The organism is Pseudarthrobacter chlorophenolicus A6 (genome assembly GCF_000022025.1).
GTDB lineage: Bacteria > Actinomycetota > Actinomycetes > Actinomycetales > Micrococcaceae > Arthrobacter > Arthrobacter chlorophenolicus.
Window position 1 is genome coordinate 46,360 of record NC_011886.1, and the last position, 15,591, is coordinate 61,950.

The window sequence follows — 15,591 nt, forward strand, 5'->3', positions numbered from 1 at the left end:
GGCGGGGCAGCGATAACGCTGCCCCGCCCCTTTTTTGTGTGCCACAGAATGCTTCCAAAGCGCCATGGGGGCGCGTCGGGGGGAGTGTTGACACCGGCATTTCCACGACTGTACCTTTAAGTACACTATGAACCAATCGGTACAAAGCGACGATGAAAGGAACTCCGATGCAGCGACCTCCCCTTCCCCCGTTCAACGAAGCCTCCGCCATCCAGAAGGTGCGCAGCGCAGAGGATGCCTGGAACACCCGGGATCCCGAACGCATCTCCCTGGCGTACAGCGAGGGCAGCCGGTGGCGGAACCGTTCGGTGTTCCTGACGGGCCGCCCCGCGATCGTGGACTTCCTCTCCGGCAAGTGGGAGCGGGAACTGGACTACCGGCTGATCAAGGAACTCTGGGCGTACACCGGCGATGTGATCGCTGTGCGGTTCGCGTACGAGTATCACGACGCGGCCGGACAGTGGTTCCGCGCCTATGGCAATGAGAACTGGAAATTCGACGATGATGGACTGATGACCCACCGCCACGCGAGCATCAATGACGTCGCCATCGACGAGTCCGGGCGCAAGTTCCACTGGGACACGTCCGGCCCGCGGCCGTCGGACCACCCGGGCCTGACCGAGCTCGGGCTGTAATGCCCCGAACCGTACTTGACCGGGCGGACGCAGTCCGGGCCCTCGCCGGCGTCTTCCGCCGGCGGGGCTTCGAGAGCGGGTCCCTGTCCGTCATCCAGCAGGAAACCGGGATTGGTCGGGGAAGCCTCTACCACTTCTTCCCCGACGGAAAAGCGGACATGGCCCGCGCCGTCCTGGCGCAGGTGCGTGCCTGGTTCGACGAGCAGGTGTTTGCACCGCTCCGCACGGCGGACGATGCCGCCCAGGCGGTGGCCGCCATGTCACAGGTGGTGGAGGAGTACTTTGTCTCCAGGGAGCGGGTTTGCCTGTTCGCAGCCATGACCCTGGGGGAAGAACAGGAAACCTTTGCCCGGGAGGTCCGGGCTTACTTCGCCGACTGGGTGGGCGTGCTCGCAGAAACGCTGCGCCGCGGTGGGATTGTTGAGTCCGATGCCGCGGACCTCGCAGTGGATGCGGTGGCAGCGATACAGGGCGGATTGATCATGACCCGCGCCCTGGACGACGATGCCGTGTTCACCGGCATCGTGGCCCGCACTGATCGCCGGCTGCAGGCCGCACTGACGTAATTGAGCTCAGGGCCCGTTTCGATTCGGCTGTATTCGACCGTCGGGTGACCTTTATCGCCTTTTGAAAAGTAGTTACAGCCTCGTCCACCAGACGCAGTCAACCGACGTGCGCGCTGCTAGTCCTGCCCGGTCAGCGCACCCAGCACCGCAGGCAGGAGCACGTCGTTGCGGCCCCACACTGGGTCCAGGATCTCCACGTACCAGGAATCGGCCAGCAGCAGCGCCAGGGAATCATTGGTTTCGTCGGCCCAGGCCTTGATCTGCTCCTCGTTCACCGGGTTTTCGCTGGAGCCCAGGACCGTCACCACTTCCGTCCCGTCCAGGGTGACGGGAATCGCCGCACTGCTGGCCTCGCCCGGCGCGTGGGCTATGGTGACCAGCTCCGTTCGGGTGGACAGCGCCAGCAGTTCGCCGGCCGCGGCACCGCTGCAGAACCCGGTGACGTACTGCCGTTGCGCGCCGGCTCCGCCCAGGATGCCGGGCTGGGATTCCCTGGTGAACAGTCCGTTCCGGTTCAGTTCCGCCAGGGTGGCGGCAATGGGATTGGTTTCGTCGTCGTAGCCCGGTGCGAAATGGCCCGGCTGGTAGGAACTTCCGCCCTCCAGCCAGCGCGCGGTCAGCTCGCCCGCACCCTCAAGGGTGGTGGCCTGCCGCCAGACCCCGCGGTCCTCCAGCAGGCGGCCGTACTGGTCACGGGCTGGTATTTCCTCTGGCTTCATTCTGGGATGCTATCCCCGCCGGCGGCGGGCGCTCCACCGTTCCCGACACACCACTTAACTTGACCCCGGCCCCTGGCCTGCGGGAATGCCCGCTGCCCTCTCGGCATTGGCGAGGGAGGCAGCAAGGCTGGTGACGGCGTCGGGATACTCGTTACCTGTGCCGGAGGCGCTGCCATGGCCGGGGTTGTTCCGCAACTGTTCCGCTGCCCGCATCGCCTTGATGAGTGCGGACGTTTCGGGAAGGCGTACATCGGTCAGGGCCGGGTACTCGATGCTGCAGGCAGGATCCAGTTCATAGCGGCTCCATTTGGCCATCAACTCGTCATGTTGTGCGCGGGCGGCAAGGTGGGCGGACTCCCGGGCAAGATCGTCCCGACGGCGGGAGCGCTTGGCCAGGTAGCGCGGCGTCCCGCGGTACGCTCCGATGCCCGCTGCCACCGCGGCACCGGCAAGGAACAGGCCTGTCCAGGGCGAGATCAGTGTGGGGATCAGCAGCGCGGGGAGTGCCACGCAGGAGCCAAGGAAAAGGTCCCAGAAGAGCTGATCCGAACGCTGCCCGCCGCCGTCGGGCGCCAAAAGCGTCCTGCGCCGGACCACGAAAACCGTGGCGGCAACACTGGCCACCAGCACCGGACCGCACAGCACGAGTGCCCAGGCCCCCTCAACGAGTCCCTGCACAAGTCCTTCCGTCACGGCTGCCACCTGGCACCTCCAGCGTGCGCCCGGGCCGCGGAATCCCGGGCTGGTCCTTCCATTGCACCTTGTTCCGGGAGCCTGGTCAATGCCGGCGTTTCGCTTGGCTCTGGACGGATGGAGCCCAGTCCATCTCGGACGCGAGATGGAGTGATGAATCGGATTGGCGCAGTCGCGGAACCGGGAATCCGCCACCCAGATCCTTGTCAGCTAAGCGCGCGGCGAGGGTATGTTGGGGTCCATGCGAATCAAAATGTGCAGCATCCACGTCAAAGACCCGGCCCTCGCGCATGACTTCTACACCAAGACGCTGGGCTTCGACACCCTCATGGCCATGCCGGAGTACAACCTGTACATCATCAAGGACCCGGGCGCCCCGGACAACACAGCGGGACTCCTGCTCGAGCCCAGCGACAACCCCATCGGGGCGGACTACATGAACGCCGTCCATGAGGCAGGGCTGCCGGCCATCGTGTTCGGCGTGCCGGACGTCCAGGCCGAGTACGACCGCCTGGTGGCCGCAGGCGTCAGCTTCAAGAGCCCGCCGGCCGAGGACCCGTCCGGAATCAGTGCCGTTTTCGACGACGGCTGCGGGAACTACATCCAGCTGCACCAGGACTGAGCCCGCCCCGAACACGGAGCGCGCAGGAACAGCAGAAGCCTGTCCGCAGATCCGGGCCTTGAGGGTTCGGATCTGCCGACAAGCTTCTGAATTGCGGAGCGGCGGCGTCAGTTGGCGCGGGCCCGCTTGGCTTCCTTCTTTGCGGCCTCGTCCTTTACCCGCTGCGCCTCGGCGCGGACTGCTGCGTGGGTAGAGCGTTCGGTGACCAGCCACTGCGGCGGAGCCTGCAGCAGCGCGGTGATCTCCGCCGTCGTCAGCGCGTCCTCCACGCCGCCGCGGGCCAAGCCGCTGATGGAGACGTTGAGCTTCTGCGCCACCACGGGGCGGGGGTGCGGACCGTTGCGGCGCAGCTCGGCGAGCCACTCCGGCGGGTTCGCCTGGAGTTCGGCGAATTCCTCGCGGGTGATGGTCGAATCCTGGAACTCCTGCGGTGTTGCGGGCAGGTAGATGCCAAGTTTCTTGGCAACGGTGGCCGGCTTCATGGACTGGGAGTTTGCAGAGGTCATGCTTCAAGGGTATCCGGGCGGCGGGTACTGTGAAGACGTGCCCTCCACAACCTCCTCCCCAGACGACGCCGTTTCCGCCGGCGACATTCCCGCCGAAGCGCCGCGCGAGCTGCGCATCGCGTACGTACCGGGCGTGACGCCGGGCAAATGGATCCGCCGCTGGGAAGAGCGGATGCCGCACATTCCCCTTCACGCGCAGATGCACGACGGCGTCACACCGGCTGAGGAGGTCCGTGGCGGTTCGGCGGACATGGCCTTCGTCAGGCTCCCGATCGTCCGCGACGGCCTGAGCGTGATTCCCCTTTACGAGGAGCAGGCCGTGGTGGTTGCTCCCAAGGGCCACGAGATCTCCGTGTTCGAAGAGGTGGCCCTCGCGGACCTCGACCAGGAATCCCTCCTGGATGTCGCGGCCCTGGGCGGGCCTGAACCGGCACTGCAGGTGGTGGCGTCCGGCGCCGGGCTGGTGGTCCTGCCCATGTCCGTGGCCCGCCACTTCAACGTCAAGGACACCGTGGCCCGCCGCGCCACCGATGCACCAGTCACCGAAATTGCCCTGGTATGGGCCACGGAAAGCACCGACGAGGTCCTGGAAGAATTTATCGGGATCGTCCGGGGCCGGACGGCACAAAGTTCACGCCAGCCCTCCGCGCAGCCGGTCAAGGAAAAGAAGGCCCCCAAACCGGACCGCCGCGGTTCCGGCGCCAAGAAGGCGGCGCCCAAGGTGGCCCAGCGGTATGCCCCCAACCCGGACAAGGGCAGGGGCAAAGGCTCCCGCAAGAAGGGCAAGCGCTAGGCGCACCCTTCACCAGGGCGTGCTCAGTACCGGTTCCTCGGCGGGACCTGGCCGGTGCCCGTTTGCCGGGCCTTCCTGGCCCGCAGGATGCGGCCGATGATGGCGGGCAAAAAGGCGAAGAGCAGCTTCTTCATGGCATTTCCTTTGCTGTGGCGGCTGCAGAGCCCAAAGCCGTCCTTCCGTAGGGGAAAGGACGGCCTCGGCCTGCAGCTGGTGGGTTTGCGCGCTAGGTGTTTTGGATGGTGTCTTTGGCGGTGGTGGCGCGGTCTTTGACGTCGGTGGCGGCGTCTTGGCTGTCGGTTTTGACGTGTTCGATGCCGTCGGTGGCGGTGGTTTTGACGTTGTCCATGGCGTGTTGGGCTGGTTCTTTGAGGTCTTGGACCATGCCTTTGGCGGCGTCGGTGAGTTCGGTGGTGAGGGGTTCGGCGGCGGTTTTGAGCTGGTCTGCTGCTTGGCGTTCTTTGTCGCTGGCGGGGATCAGGGAGGAGATCAGCATGCCTGCGCCGAAGGCGATGAGGCCGGCGGCGAGGGGGTTGCCCTGGGTTTTGGCTTTGACCCGGTCCGGTGTGGCGGCGACGGTGTGGCCGGCGTCGGAGAGGGTGGAGGCGACGTTGTCTTTGGCGTCGTGGAGGCTTTCGCCGGTGCTGTGCAGGGCGTTGGTGGTGTGTCCGGCACTGCTTTGTGCACCGTGGTGCAACGTGTCCTGCACTCGGGTGGTGGTGTGGTCTGCTGCTCCCATGATTTTCTCCTTTACCCCTGATACCGCGTCTTTGACCTTGTCGGTTTGGCGGTGGACGATGTTCGAGGGGGTGACTTTGTCGGCGACGGCGTCGACGTTGGTGCCGAGGCGTGCGCGGGTGGCTTCGATGTCTGCTCGGATTGCGTCGGGGTTCTCGCTCATCGGTTTACCTCACCTGGTTTGAGGGTCGGGGGGATTTCGGCGAGGGTTTCGCCGGTTTGGGGCAGGCCCTTGATTTCTTTGAGGTTCTTGCGGCCGATGCTGGCCAGGATGGCGGCGGTGATGGCCCAGATGACGGCGACGATCACGGCGGCCCAGCCCAGGGGCATGAGGGCGCCGAGGGCGAACATCAGGGCCAGGGACAGGAAGATCAGGACGAAGTGGCCTGCGACGCCGGCGCCGGCGAGCATGCCGCCGCCTTTGCCGGCGCGGGTGGCGGATTGTTTGAGTTCGGCTTTGGCGAGCTCGACTTCCTGGCGCATCAGGGTGGACAGGTCCCGGGTGACATCACCAAGGAGATCCCCCAGGGAGGCGTTGTCCGCCTTCTGATGCGCCACGTTCGGCGACTCAGGAAACTGACTGCTCATCACGGGCGTCCTTCCGTTGACCGGAATCCGCCCTCCGCGGTCCGGTAGGAGCCGTCCTCGTCGCGGAACGGGTCATCCTCGTACCGCAGCGGAGTGTCCTCGGCGGTGCCGCCCGGCAGGGTTGAGGTGGAGGACGGTGTGCCGCCGGAGACCGTGGGTTCCGCGAACAGGTCGTCGGTCCCGGCTGCGTAGACGGTCTCCTGGTGAAGCGGCTGGACCGGTGCGGAATGGGCCGCCGGCTGCGTGGACGCCTGGGACTGTGCCTGTCCGGCACCCGCCGTCCCGGGAGCCTGTTCAGGAGCACCTGCGGTGAGGCTCCGGGTGAGGCGGCCGGCCAGCAGGCCAGCGCCGGCGGCCAGCAGCAGGAACGTGCCAGGCTTGTTGCGGGCGAACCGCTGCACTTCGCCGAGCAGGTCTCCCGGCTCGCGGTTCTCCAGCCAGGAAGCGACCGAGTCGCCGCGCTCGGCTGCCTGCCGGATCAGGTCGCTTGCTACACCCTGCTGCTCGGGCGCGCTGGCCATGCTGTGCAGCTGGCCGGAGATGTTGCGGATGCCCTCAGCAGCCTTCTGCTGCTGGGCGCCTGCCTCGCTGGTCAGGCCGGTCTTTGCCTGGTTCATCAGGTCCTTGGCGTTGGTCTTTGCCTCCGCAGCGACGTTCGCGGCTTCTTCCTTCGCCGTATGCGCCACATCCTTGGCCGCGGAGGTTGCCTGGCCTGCCACATCCGAGGCCTCCGACTTTGCGGCGTCGGTCTTCGATCCGCCGGCGGGGCCGGACATGGAGGCGGTTGTGAAGTCATCCTCGACGGTAGCGGCGCCGTAGGGATCCGTAACGGCCGGGTTGGGAGTCTGGGGCCATTGGTTCTCTGTCATCGGGCTCTCTTTCCTCAAGTCAGCTGGCGATTAAGAACCAGCAAAGCTGGCTGTTTAGTAAGCAAGGTTACTAATTAGATAGTAAGCACACTTTCCTTTTGTTCTGCAAGGGGGGTTGACGCGTACTTTCCAAATAATGGCCGCGGAGTCGCTCTTCTGGACTCCCTTTCGGGCGTTCGGGCGGAGGAGCAGCGGCTTTACTTGCGGCAATGATGCTAAGCATGCTTATTGTAGGTAGGTAGCGATGAAGGGCGATCCCCGCTTTGCCACCTACAGGAAGGCCACGGCCCGATGACCAGTAATCTTGATCCGGATGCCCGGAACAGCTATCGACTGATCACCCTGGCGGCGCGCCTGGTCCAACGGCGGCAGGATGAAGCACTGGCCCCGCTGGGGCTGACCCGGGCTGCCGTCATCGCCCTGGAAGGACTGTCCGGCGGGCCCTTGAACCAGGAACGGCTCGCTGACGCGATCCGTGTGCAGAGCCAGACCCTGGGCAGGGTCCTCACCCGCCTGGAAGCCGCAGGGCAGATCACCAGGACGCGGCAGGCCTCGGACCGCCGACAGTTGAAGGTCGAACTGACCGAAGTTGGACTCGCGGCGCTCGAAGCGGCGCGGCAGGCGGAAGTTGACGCCTACCCCGACGACCCCGACATCGGCTGGAGTGTGCTGCGCGACGAACTGGCCAAGTTCATCCGGGCGGCACCGGCGAGCAGGAACTCGGGTGTAGTCCCTTTTGCCCCGCCCCAGCACAGGGCCGGGCACGAGCGGACCCCGCACGGGACGCAGCCTTCTGAGCGGTCCTCACGGGACCGGCCGGTCCACGACCGGAAGGGCCACGGGCCTCCCGCTGCGGGCGGGCTGCACGGACTCGACCAATCGCAATAGGGAGCAGTAACAGGTCCGCCGGCTCGCGGCAGGATGGTGCCGCTAGGCTGCGCAGGCGTCCTGCAGAGCCTGGACCGACTCGGCCGGCACCTGGTCTCCGGCCTCCGCTATCTCGCCCAACGGCGTCGTGATGTCCGTGGGAACTCCCGCCGTGCGTGCAGCAGAAACCAGCCCGGCCAACACCTGCTTATCCTGCACGCTCACCAGGCCGTCCTGGACCACGGCGCAGATCTGTTTGTTGACCTCGTCCGCCGCCGCTGTGGCCACCTTGGATGCTGCATCGTTGGCTGCATCCGTGGCGGCGTCCTCCACGGCGCCGCAACCGGAAAGCAAGAGCAGGAGCGGTGCGGCGGACAGGGCTGCGAAGCGGCGTTTCATACCTCCAGCCTACCCGGCGCAGCCGTCAGGGCGCGGTGCGTTCCGGGGCTTCAGCGTCCGCTGGCAGCAGGAACGCCGAGGATACTGTCGAGCAGGGCATTCCGGAACTTCCCCTCAGGATCATGGGCCGAGGCGAGCGACCGGAAGCCGGCGAAGCGCGGGTAGAGCTGCTCCCAGTCGAACCGCGAGGGCGTGAAGAGTTTGCCCCAGTGCGGCCTGGCGCCGAAGGGACGCAGGAGGTCCTCGAGTTCCGGGAGGAGCGCTTCGACGTCCGCCTGCAGCGGCTTCCACGTGAAGTGCAGGGCCACGCTTTGCTGCCGGTAGAACGGGCTGAGCCAGAACTCATCAGCCGCCCCGGTCCGGATTTCCGAGATGAACAGCAGCGGGGCCAGCCGGTCCGCCAAGGTGCGCACGGCCTCGATGGCGGCGGGTGCGTGTTCCAGCGGCAGGATGTACTCGCTCTGCAGCTCCTCACCGTTGCTGGGCGTGAACTCGTGGCGGAAATGCGGCAGCCTGTCCAGCCAGGGGCCGGCTTCGTCCAGCTGCTGCGTGCAGTTCTCGGCGGACATGTCCGGCAACGGATGCAGCGGACGGGTGGCGGCGGTGGCCCCGAAAAGCTCTGCCAGTGGAGGTTCGGCGTCGAGGGCCTTGAGCCACACCTGGCTGACCGAATCACCCGCGTAAGTGGTGAAGAGGCTCACGCTGTAGGCGGCGGACGCAAGGGCGTCAAAGTTTGCCAGCGCTGCGTCCCACGGCAGGTTTTCGAGGACGCGCTGCCGCATCCGGAAGCTGGGCCGGGTGGAAAGTTCGACGGCGGTGACCACGCCCATGGCGCCAAGGCCCACCACGCTGGCCAGGAAGTCATCCCCGTCAGCGGGGGAAAGCGTAAGGACGTCCCCGGACGGCCTGACGAGATCGATGGACTGCACTTTGCCCGCAAGGGACTGGTTGTTGACGCCTGAGCCGTGCGTCCCGGTCTGGATGGCTCCAGCCACCGAGATGTGGGGGAGGGACGCGAGGTTGTGGATGGCCAGGCCGGATTGTTCAAGCGCGCGGCACAGTTCGCCGTAACTGACGCCTCCACTGACCTTGACGGTCTGCCGTTCGCTATCCGGCTCGATGCTGTGCGGCAGTCCGTCCAGCAGGATATGCAGGCCCTCTGTGTCACCCACCCGGTTGAATGAGTGCCGGGAGCCCAGCGCCTTGACCCGGGGGGCTGCCGCAACCAGGGCCGCCAACTCGTCCACCGACCCTGGCCGGTGCACGGCGGACGATGCGTATTCGAGGTTTCCTGCCCAGTTCTTCATTGGGGTGGCTCTCCGGTCGGGGTCGTGGCTCCATCAACTGTCAGCGCTAACAACGCTGAGTGTCAAGGCGCTTCCACGGGGTAGCACTTCAATTTCCAACGTTGTAGTTTGGCTGAATGACCCTTGCCGCCACGCCACCCATGGGCTGGAACAGCTGGGACTGCTATGGCACGTCCGTCACCGAGGCTGAAGTGCTGGCCAACGCCGCATTCATGGCCCAGCACCTCCTGCCGCACGGCTGGGACACCGTGGTGGTGGACATCCAATGGTACGAACCGGCTGCGCGGGCCGGCGGGTACAACCACGGTGCCCGGCTGGAACTGGACCCGTACGGGCGGCAGCTTCCGGCCGTCAACAGGTTTCCCTCGGCGGCCGGCGGGCTGGGGTTCAAGCCGCTGGCCGACCGGATCCATGCCCTGGGGCTGAAGTTCGGCCTGCACATCATGCGAGGCATTCCCCGCCAGGCAGTCCTCGAGCGGCTGCCGGTGGAAGGAACGTCCGTCACGGCAGACCTGATAGCGGACACTGCCTCCGTCTGCAACTGGAACGCGGATAACTACGGTCTTGACCACAGCCAGCCCGGTGCCCAGGCCTACTACGACTCCCAGTTGCGGCTTTTTGCCTCCTGGGGAGTGGACTTCGTCAAGGCCGATGACATGCTGGGCCCCTACTTCGACGCGGAAATCGCCGCGTACCGGAGTGCCATGGACCGCTGCGGCCGGGACATGGTCCTGAGCCTCTCGCCGGGCAGGGCGCTATCGCTTTCGCGGCTGGAACACCTGCGGGCCAACGCCGCAATGTGGCGGGTTTCCGACGACCTCTGGGACGTGTGGGAAGACGTCGAAGCGCAGTTCGCCCGCCTGGCACGCTGGGCACCCCACCAGCGGCCGGGAAGTTGGGCGGATGCAGACATGCTTCCGGTGGGCCGGCTGGCGCAGCGCGCCGAACGCGGCGGGGAACGGCTCAGCCGCCTGACCGCCGACGAGCAGCGCACCATGCTCTCGCTCTGGTGCATCGCCCGGTCCCCACTCATGCTCGGCTGCGACCTTCCGGCCTCGCCCCCGGAGACCCTGGACCTGCTGACCAACCCAGACCTGCTGGCAGCCCACCGGGCCGGTGCGAACAGCCGTGAGCTGCTCCGCGACGGGGACTTGGTGGTCTGGGCAGCGGAGAGCACGACGTCGGAGGACAGGTACGTGGCCTGCTTCAACACCGGGACGGCCGGCCTGGCCCGTTCCCTGCCGCTCGCGGACCTGGGCCTTCCGCAGCCCCACGGCTGGCAGGTGCGGGAGGCCTGGAGCGGTTCGGGTGCCGGAATCACGGCTGTTGACCGCGTGCCGGCACTGGACGTAGACCTTCCCGCGCACGGGGTGCGCTTCCACACGTTCTTCCGGGCCTGACGGACGGCCCGGAAGAACGCCCGCCGCGTGCGCCTCAGTCCGTCCAGTGCCCGGGACGCGCCAGCACCGAGGGAAGCCGCGTGCCCCCGTTTCCCCGGGCTGAGGCGGCCTGCGCCTGGGTGAGGAAGAGGGCGCCGGCCAGGTCGGCGTCGTCGAGCCTCGCATCGCGCAGGTCGGCACCGAGCAGGTCCACGGCCGTGAGGTCCGTGCCGCGGAAGTCGGCGCCAATCAGTACTGCGTTGCGAAGGTCCGCCCCGCACAGCCGTTCGCCGCGCAGCCCGGCACCGGCAAGATCCGCACCGGGGCGCAGGCCGGTGACCGGGCCGCCGTCGTCCGTGAAATAGCCGGCCCTGACCTCCTCGCTCACCGCGCCCAGAAGCTGCGCCGTGCTGTGGTGCAGAGCTTCCACGTCGAGTTCCAGGACTGCCTGCGAGCCGCTTGCCGCTGCCTCCTCAAGCGTCACCCGAAGGTGCTGTACGTCGGCGGCGGTGTCCGGGCTGTAGGTCCGCCGGTGCGCCTCGGCCAGGTGCCAGAGCATCTCATGGAGCTGCTTGACTACCCGGAAAGCGCCAAACATGGCCGGCTGCGACTCGGGATCTTCCCGCCAGCTGATGCCGCCGAAAAGGATCTGGCTGACCGACTGGCCGGCACCAAAGCAGTCAAAGACCGTGCAGCCACGGAAGCCGCGGGCCCTGAGCCGGCTGTGAATGGTGCAGGAGAAGTCGTAGGCAAGGTTGGGGCACTCGGTGGCAGGTGGCTTGTCGATGGCAAAGTCTGCCGAGCGGGTAAAGCCGAAGGCCGTGCAGCAGAGGGCAAAGCAGTTGGAGCAGTCAGGCCGGAGGGTGTCCTGCGTGAGGAGGGGTGCGCCGTTTGGCTGGATGTTCATGGGGTCTCCCGAAAATGTTTCCGATAAGGGTGCCGGGTGGAGGGGAACCCAATACGGGGTTCCCCTCCATGGCACGCGGAATCACCGCTCCGTTTGTAGCCGGGGGCTGGAGCGACGGGTGGAGACTGCGGAAGCTGTGGATCACAGGCAAGAAAGGAAAATCACTGCGTCCAGAATAGCCGCAGCACCCAGGTGCCGGCAGGGCTATCCGACATCTTCGGTGGACGTGGTGCGCGGCGGGGGTACACGCCGGCTTCCCGTGGCCTCGAAGGCGGCCGCCAGGCGCAGCAGTTCCGTGTCGCTGTAGGCCCGGCCGGCGATGGTCAGCCCCACCGGCATGCCGATGTCCGCAGCCAGCCCCATGGGAACCGTGACCGTGGGGATGCCCAGATGGCGCGGGACCAGGTTTCCGTTCGATACCCAGGCGCCGTTGCGCCAGGCAAGATCTGCGGAATCCCTGTTCCTGTCCGCGTCGGCGGGGCCAACGTCCGCCGCGGCGGGGAACACCACGGCATCCAGGCCCAGGCGGTCCATCCACTGCTCCAGGTCCTTGCGTCGGGTCTCTTCCAGGCCTTCCAGCCCTGCCCGAAGGTGTGGAATCCCGGCCAGTTCCGGTACGCCGTGCTCCCCGATCCATGCCGGGTAGTCGCTGATGTCATCATCGAAGCCGTCGTACCGGTCGGGCAGGGAACCGTCCGGCGCCGGAAAGATGTCCGCGCCTTTGACGTCGGCCAGCCGGTTCAACCGGGGATCGCCGTTGGAATCGAGGAAGTCGTTCCAGGCCCAGGCTGAGAGGTCCACGATTTCGCGGCGCAGGTAGTCGGCGGACACCAGGCCGCGGGTGGCAAGGGTAGGTGCGCCGGGGCGGTCGCCCTCGTAGTTGGAAACCACGGGGAAGTCCACCTCCACCACCTCCGCTCCCGCCGCTTCCAGGTCGCGCCGGGCAGCGTTCCACAGGTCGATGATGGAGCCGCGGGTGTCGATGCGCCGGCCGGTGGGACCGCCGATTCCCGGGTTCGGTGCCGTGCCGGCGTCCGGGTCGGCGTTGATGTACATCCGGGGGACCCCGAACCGCTTGCCGGCGAGCACCCCTGCTGCGGCGCTGGCGCCGGGTACGGCCAGGTCTACGTACGACGGCGGCCGGATAGCGGATGCCCTGGGCACCTGGATCCACGGCTGGACGCGCCAGAAGTCGCCCCGGGTTTCGGGGTCGTCGGCCACCACCACGTCCAGGACCTCCAGGAGGTCCGCCATGGTGCGGGCGTGGGGAACCACCACGTCCATAGTGGGCACCAGGGGCCAGTTGCCCCGCACGGAGATCACGCCGCGGGAGGGCGTGTAGGCGCAGAGTGCATTGTTGGACGCCGGGGCGCGGCCTGAAGACCAGGTCTCTTCCGCCAGCCCGAACGCCGCGAAGCTCGCAGCCGTGGCCGTGCCCGAACCGTTGGAGGATCCGGATGCGAAGGCTGCGGTGAGGTAGTCAGCGTTGTAGGGGCTCTCGGCGCGCCCGTATACGCCGCGCTGCATACCTCCGTTGGCCATGGGCGGCATGTTGGTCAGGCCGATCAGCACGGCACCGCCGGCGCGGAGCCGCTCGATGGTGAACGCGTCCCGCTGCGCCACGAGTTCCTTAAACGCGGGTGAGCCGGCGGCCACCGTCAGGCCGCGGGCCTGGTAGCTGTCCTTGGCGGTGTAGGGAATGCCGTCCAGCGGCCCGAGCAGGGTACCCTCAGCCCGCCGCCGGTCCGACTCCCGGGCCTCTTCCAGCGCGTCCGGATTCATCACCACCATGGCATTCAGGCATATGCCGTTTGAGTCATACTTCTCGATCCGTGCCAGGTATGTGCGGACCAGTTCCTCACTGGTGGTCTCGCCCGTCTCCAGGGCTGAGCGGAGCGTGCCGATGCTGGCTTCTACTACATTGATCGGGCTCATGATGAGGCGCTTTCCCGGGGTTCCGGCTGCTGCTGGGTGATGCAGTGGATGCCGCCGCCGAAGGCGAAAATGTCACGGGCGTCCACCAGTTCCACCGTACGTCCCGGGTAGGCGCGTTCGAGGATGCCCTGGGCGATGGCATCGTTGGGATCGCCGAAGGCGCACAGCACCACCGCATTGTTGGCGACGTAGTGGTTGATGTAGGACCAGTCCACGTACCCCTCGTCATCCGAGAGGACGGTGGGCGCCGGAACGTCGATGATGCGCAGGGGCCGGCCCTGGGCGTCCAGCTGGCCCTGGAGGACGGCTTTCAGCTGAAGATAGACGGCATGGTCCGGGTGGTCCGGATTGTCCTGCCGGTGCAGCAGGATGGTGCCGGGCCCGGCGAAGGCGGCCACGATGTCCACGTGGCCGCGGGTTCCGAATTCGTCGTAGTCGCGGGTGAGTCCGCGCGGAAGCCAGATGGCCTTGGTGGTGCCCAGGGCGGCGTGGATTTCGACCTCTACGGATTCCTTGGTGGCGCCGGGGTTGCGTCCGGGGTCCAGCTGGACTGTTTCGGTGAGCAGTACCGTCCCTTCGCCGTCCACGTGGAACCCGCCGCCCTCGTTGACCAGCGAACTGGAGCGGACGGGGACGTCGGATTGTGCTGCCACGGCTGAGGCGACCTTCCGGTCCTTGCCCCAGGCAGCCCATTCCTGTGCACCCCAACCGTTGAACACCCAGTCCACGGCAGTCAGCGAACCGTCCGGCTGGTGCACGAAGCTGGGGCCGCTGTCCCGGATCCAGGCGTCATCCAGCGGAATCTCCACCACGGCAATGCCGCTGCCGAGCCACTCGCGGGCTGCCGTGGCATCCCGGGGATCGGCCACCACGGTGACGGGTTCGTACCGGGCAATGGTCCGGGCCACGCTGGTCCAGGCCGCACGTGCGCGGTCCAGTGTGGCGCTTCCCGCTGCTCCGAAGGTGTCGTTGGGCGGCGGGAAAGCCATCCAGGTCTGCTGGTGGGGGCTCCATTCGGCGGGCATGACGCCGGAAGCGTTTGCGGAGGCAGGGGCCGCCTGGTCAACGGTTGCTTGAGCGGGGGCGGCGCCGGCCCCGTCAAGGGAAGCGTAAATGAATGTCATTCATTTAGTATGCGGAGTGCTGTACTGCCCGCGCAAGGGGTCGGGCCCACATGACTCTGAGGCACTGCCTGCGGGTATGGAGGCAGCGCCGGTGCCGGTGGACTCCAGCAGCTCAGGTTCCCGTACGGTCCACGGCCGCCACGATGACACTACCCAGTTCGTCCGGCTTCGTGAACTGCGGCCAGTGGCCGGTGGGCAGGTCCACGTACTCCACGTCCGTCATCCGGCCCAGTTCAGCGACGAAGGGGTGCCCTCCCGCGATCCATTCGTGCAGCATTGCTGAAGGAAACTCGCAGGCAATCACGGTTGCCGGCACGTCGTAGCGGCGCTCGTCGTGGAGGTGCTGCTGGTCAAAGGCCACACCCTTGGGCTGGGGGATGGCCCGGGCACGGAACTGTTCCCGCAATGCATCGTCGAGGTCCACCAGGTCGGCATCTTCAAAGCCCTCCCAGGGAGGCAGCGGAATGTCGTCGCCGTCGGCCTCCAGTTCGTCATTGACTACCCCGCCCTCGCCGAGGGGGCCGCTGTCCACGTAGATGGCCCGGGCCACGCGATCCGGCCGGGCGTCGATGACTCCGTGGATGATGGCGCCACCGCCGGAGTGGCCCACCAGTACTACTTTTCCGTCGAGGCCGTCCACTGCAGCCACCACGGCATCGATGTGGTCACGCAGGCCGATCCCTGCCCGGTTGGCGTCTTTCGACTCCAGCCCGGGCAGGGTGAGGGGAACGGAGCGGTGCCCGGCAGCTTCAATCGCCGGGACCACCCCGGCCCAGGAGGAAGCGTCCAGCCAGAATCCGGGAACGAGGATGATGTCCATGCCGGCACCCTACCGCGGCGGACTGACACTGCGGCAGGGTCCAGTGCGCTCCAGCCCAGTTGCCGGCGGGCCCTCGTCGAAGCAGCGGCGGCCTTGCCAGGTGTTGCAGGGCGGGACAGGTTCC

The 15,591-nt window shown here is 67.0% G+C and carries 18 protein-coding genes; 6 read left to right on the forward strand and 12 right to left on the reverse strand.

Translation table 11 applies throughout. From position 1 onward, the window contains the following. The first annotated feature begins 167 nt into the window (after positions 1–167). Both ACHL_RS00225 and ACHL_RS00230 read left to right on the forward strand, forming a co-directional pair. Positions 168–635 carry a nuclear transport factor 2 family protein gene (locus tag ACHL_RS00225; RefSeq protein WP_012630781.1) on the forward strand — a complete coding sequence of 156 codons (468 nt, stop codon included), beginning with the start codon at positions 168–170 and terminating at the stop codon, positions 633–635. After that, positions 635–1,201 (forward strand): TetR/AcrR family transcriptional regulator, encoded by a 567-nt coding sequence (locus ACHL_RS00230; RefSeq protein WP_012630782.1) that lies wholly within the window; start codon positions 635–637, stop codon positions 1,199–1,201. The genes ACHL_RS00225 and ACHL_RS00230 overlap by 1 nt, the downstream gene beginning before the upstream one ends. Positions 1,202–1,317: 116 nt before the next feature. Here ACHL_RS00230 and ACHL_RS00235 read toward each other — a convergent pair whose 3' ends face one another. Continuing rightward, on the reverse strand, positions 1,318–1,920 hold the full coding sequence (locus ACHL_RS00235; protein ID WP_012630783.1) for a DUF6919 domain-containing protein: 603 nt from the start codon (positions 1,918–1,920) through the stop codon (positions 1,318–1,320). Between the two features lie 54 nt (positions 1,921–1,974). Continuing rightward, a complete protein-coding gene (locus ACHL_RS00240) occupies positions 1,975–2,613 on the reverse strand; it encodes a hypothetical protein (RefSeq protein WP_244266492.1) in 639 nt (212 codons plus the stop codon). A 241-nt stretch (positions 2,614–2,854) separates the two neighbouring features. Between ACHL_RS00240 and ACHL_RS00245 the strand changes: the two genes are divergently transcribed. Beyond that, complete coding sequence (locus tag ACHL_RS00245; protein WP_012630785.1) at positions 2,855–3,235, forward strand: VOC family protein; 381 nt, start codon at positions 2,855–2,857, stop codon at positions 3,233–3,235. A gap of 107 nt (positions 3,236–3,342) precedes the next feature. Here ACHL_RS00245 and ACHL_RS00250 read toward each other — a convergent pair whose 3' ends face one another. After that, positions 3,343–3,741, reverse strand: a complete 399-nt coding sequence (locus ACHL_RS00250; RefSeq protein WP_043793645.1) for a DUF5997 family protein — start codon at positions 3,739–3,741, stop codon at positions 3,343–3,345. Here ACHL_RS00250 and ACHL_RS00255 point away from each other — a divergent pair. Next, entirely contained in the window at positions 3,740–4,534 is a 795-nt protein-coding gene (locus tag ACHL_RS00255; protein ID WP_081434780.1) for a LysR family transcriptional regulator substrate-binding protein, read from the forward strand. The two genes, ACHL_RS00250 and ACHL_RS00255, sit on opposite strands and share 2 nt — an antisense overlap. Positions 4,535–4,760: 226 nt before the next feature. Here ACHL_RS00255 and ACHL_RS00260 read toward each other — a convergent pair whose 3' ends face one another. Genes ACHL_RS00260 through ACHL_RS00270 form a run of 3 tightly spaced genes read right to left on the reverse strand, consistent with a single transcriptional unit; the run spans position 4,761 to position 6,729 of the window. Continuing rightward, positions 4,761–5,435, reverse strand: coding sequence for a DUF3618 domain-containing protein (locus ACHL_RS00260; RefSeq protein WP_012630789.1), 675 nt, complete (start codon positions 5,433–5,435; stop codon positions 4,761–4,763). Continuing rightward, positions 5,432–5,860, reverse strand: coding sequence for a phage holin family protein (locus tag ACHL_RS00265; protein ID WP_012630790.1), 429 nt, complete (start codon positions 5,858–5,860; stop codon positions 5,432–5,434). The genes ACHL_RS00260 and ACHL_RS00265 overlap by 4 nt, the downstream gene beginning before the upstream one ends. After that, positions 5,860–6,729, reverse strand: a complete 870-nt coding sequence (locus ACHL_RS00270; protein ID WP_012630791.1) for a hypothetical protein — start codon at positions 6,727–6,729, stop codon at positions 5,860–5,862. Before ACHL_RS00270 ends, ACHL_RS00265 begins: the two co-directional genes overlap by 1 nt. A gap of 291 nt (positions 6,730–7,020) precedes the next feature. On the opposite strand from ACHL_RS00270, the gene ACHL_RS00275 reads away from it, so the two are divergent. Continuing rightward, on the forward strand, positions 7,021–7,617 hold the full coding sequence (locus tag ACHL_RS00275; RefSeq protein ID WP_012630792.1) for a MarR family winged helix-turn-helix transcriptional regulator: 597 nt from the start codon (positions 7,021–7,023) through the stop codon (positions 7,615–7,617). 42 nt (positions 7,618–7,659) lie between these two features. On the opposite strand, the gene ACHL_RS00280 is transcribed toward ACHL_RS00275, so the two are convergent. Together ACHL_RS00280 and ACHL_RS00285 are read right to left on the reverse strand one after the other, a co-directional pair. After that, complete coding sequence (locus ACHL_RS00280) at positions 7,660–7,995, reverse strand: hypothetical protein (protein ID WP_012630793.1); 336 nt, start codon at positions 7,993–7,995, stop codon at positions 7,660–7,662. 50 nt (positions 7,996–8,045) lie between these two features. Beyond that, positions 8,046–9,302 (reverse strand): D-arabinono-1,4-lactone oxidase, encoded by a 1,257-nt coding sequence (locus ACHL_RS00285; RefSeq protein WP_012630794.1) that lies wholly within the window; start codon positions 9,300–9,302, stop codon positions 8,046–8,048. Between the two features lie 116 nt (positions 9,303–9,418). On the opposite strand from ACHL_RS00285, the gene ACHL_RS00290 reads away from it, so the two are divergent. Beyond that, positions 9,419–10,702, forward strand: a complete 1,284-nt coding sequence (locus ACHL_RS00290; RefSeq protein ID WP_012630795.1) for a glycoside hydrolase family 27 protein — start codon at positions 9,419–9,421, stop codon at positions 10,700–10,702. A 34-nt stretch (positions 10,703–10,736) separates the two neighbouring features. On the opposite strand, the gene ACHL_RS00295 is transcribed toward ACHL_RS00290, so the two are convergent. From ACHL_RS00295 to ACHL_RS00310, 4 genes are all read right to left on the reverse strand, one after another. Beyond that, a complete protein-coding gene (locus ACHL_RS00295) occupies positions 10,737–11,588 on the reverse strand; it encodes a pentapeptide repeat-containing protein (protein WP_012630796.1) in 852 nt (283 codons plus the stop codon). Between the two features lie 204 nt (positions 11,589–11,792). Continuing rightward, positions 11,793–13,523: an amidase gene (locus ACHL_RS00300; protein ID WP_012630797.1), complete on the reverse strand. Its 1,731-nt coding sequence runs from the start codon at positions 13,521–13,523 to the stop codon at positions 11,793–11,795. Then, positions 13,520–14,647 (reverse strand): agmatine deiminase family protein, encoded by a 1,128-nt coding sequence (locus tag ACHL_RS00305; protein ID WP_012630798.1) that lies wholly within the window; start codon positions 14,645–14,647, stop codon positions 13,520–13,522. The genes ACHL_RS00300 and ACHL_RS00305 overlap by 4 nt, the downstream gene beginning before the upstream one ends. A 112-nt stretch (positions 14,648–14,759) precedes the next feature. Further along, a complete protein-coding gene (locus tag ACHL_RS00310) occupies positions 14,760–15,467 on the reverse strand; it encodes an alpha/beta fold hydrolase (RefSeq protein WP_012630799.1) in 708 nt (235 codons plus the stop codon). Between the last annotated feature and the right edge of the window lie 124 nt (positions 15,468–15,591).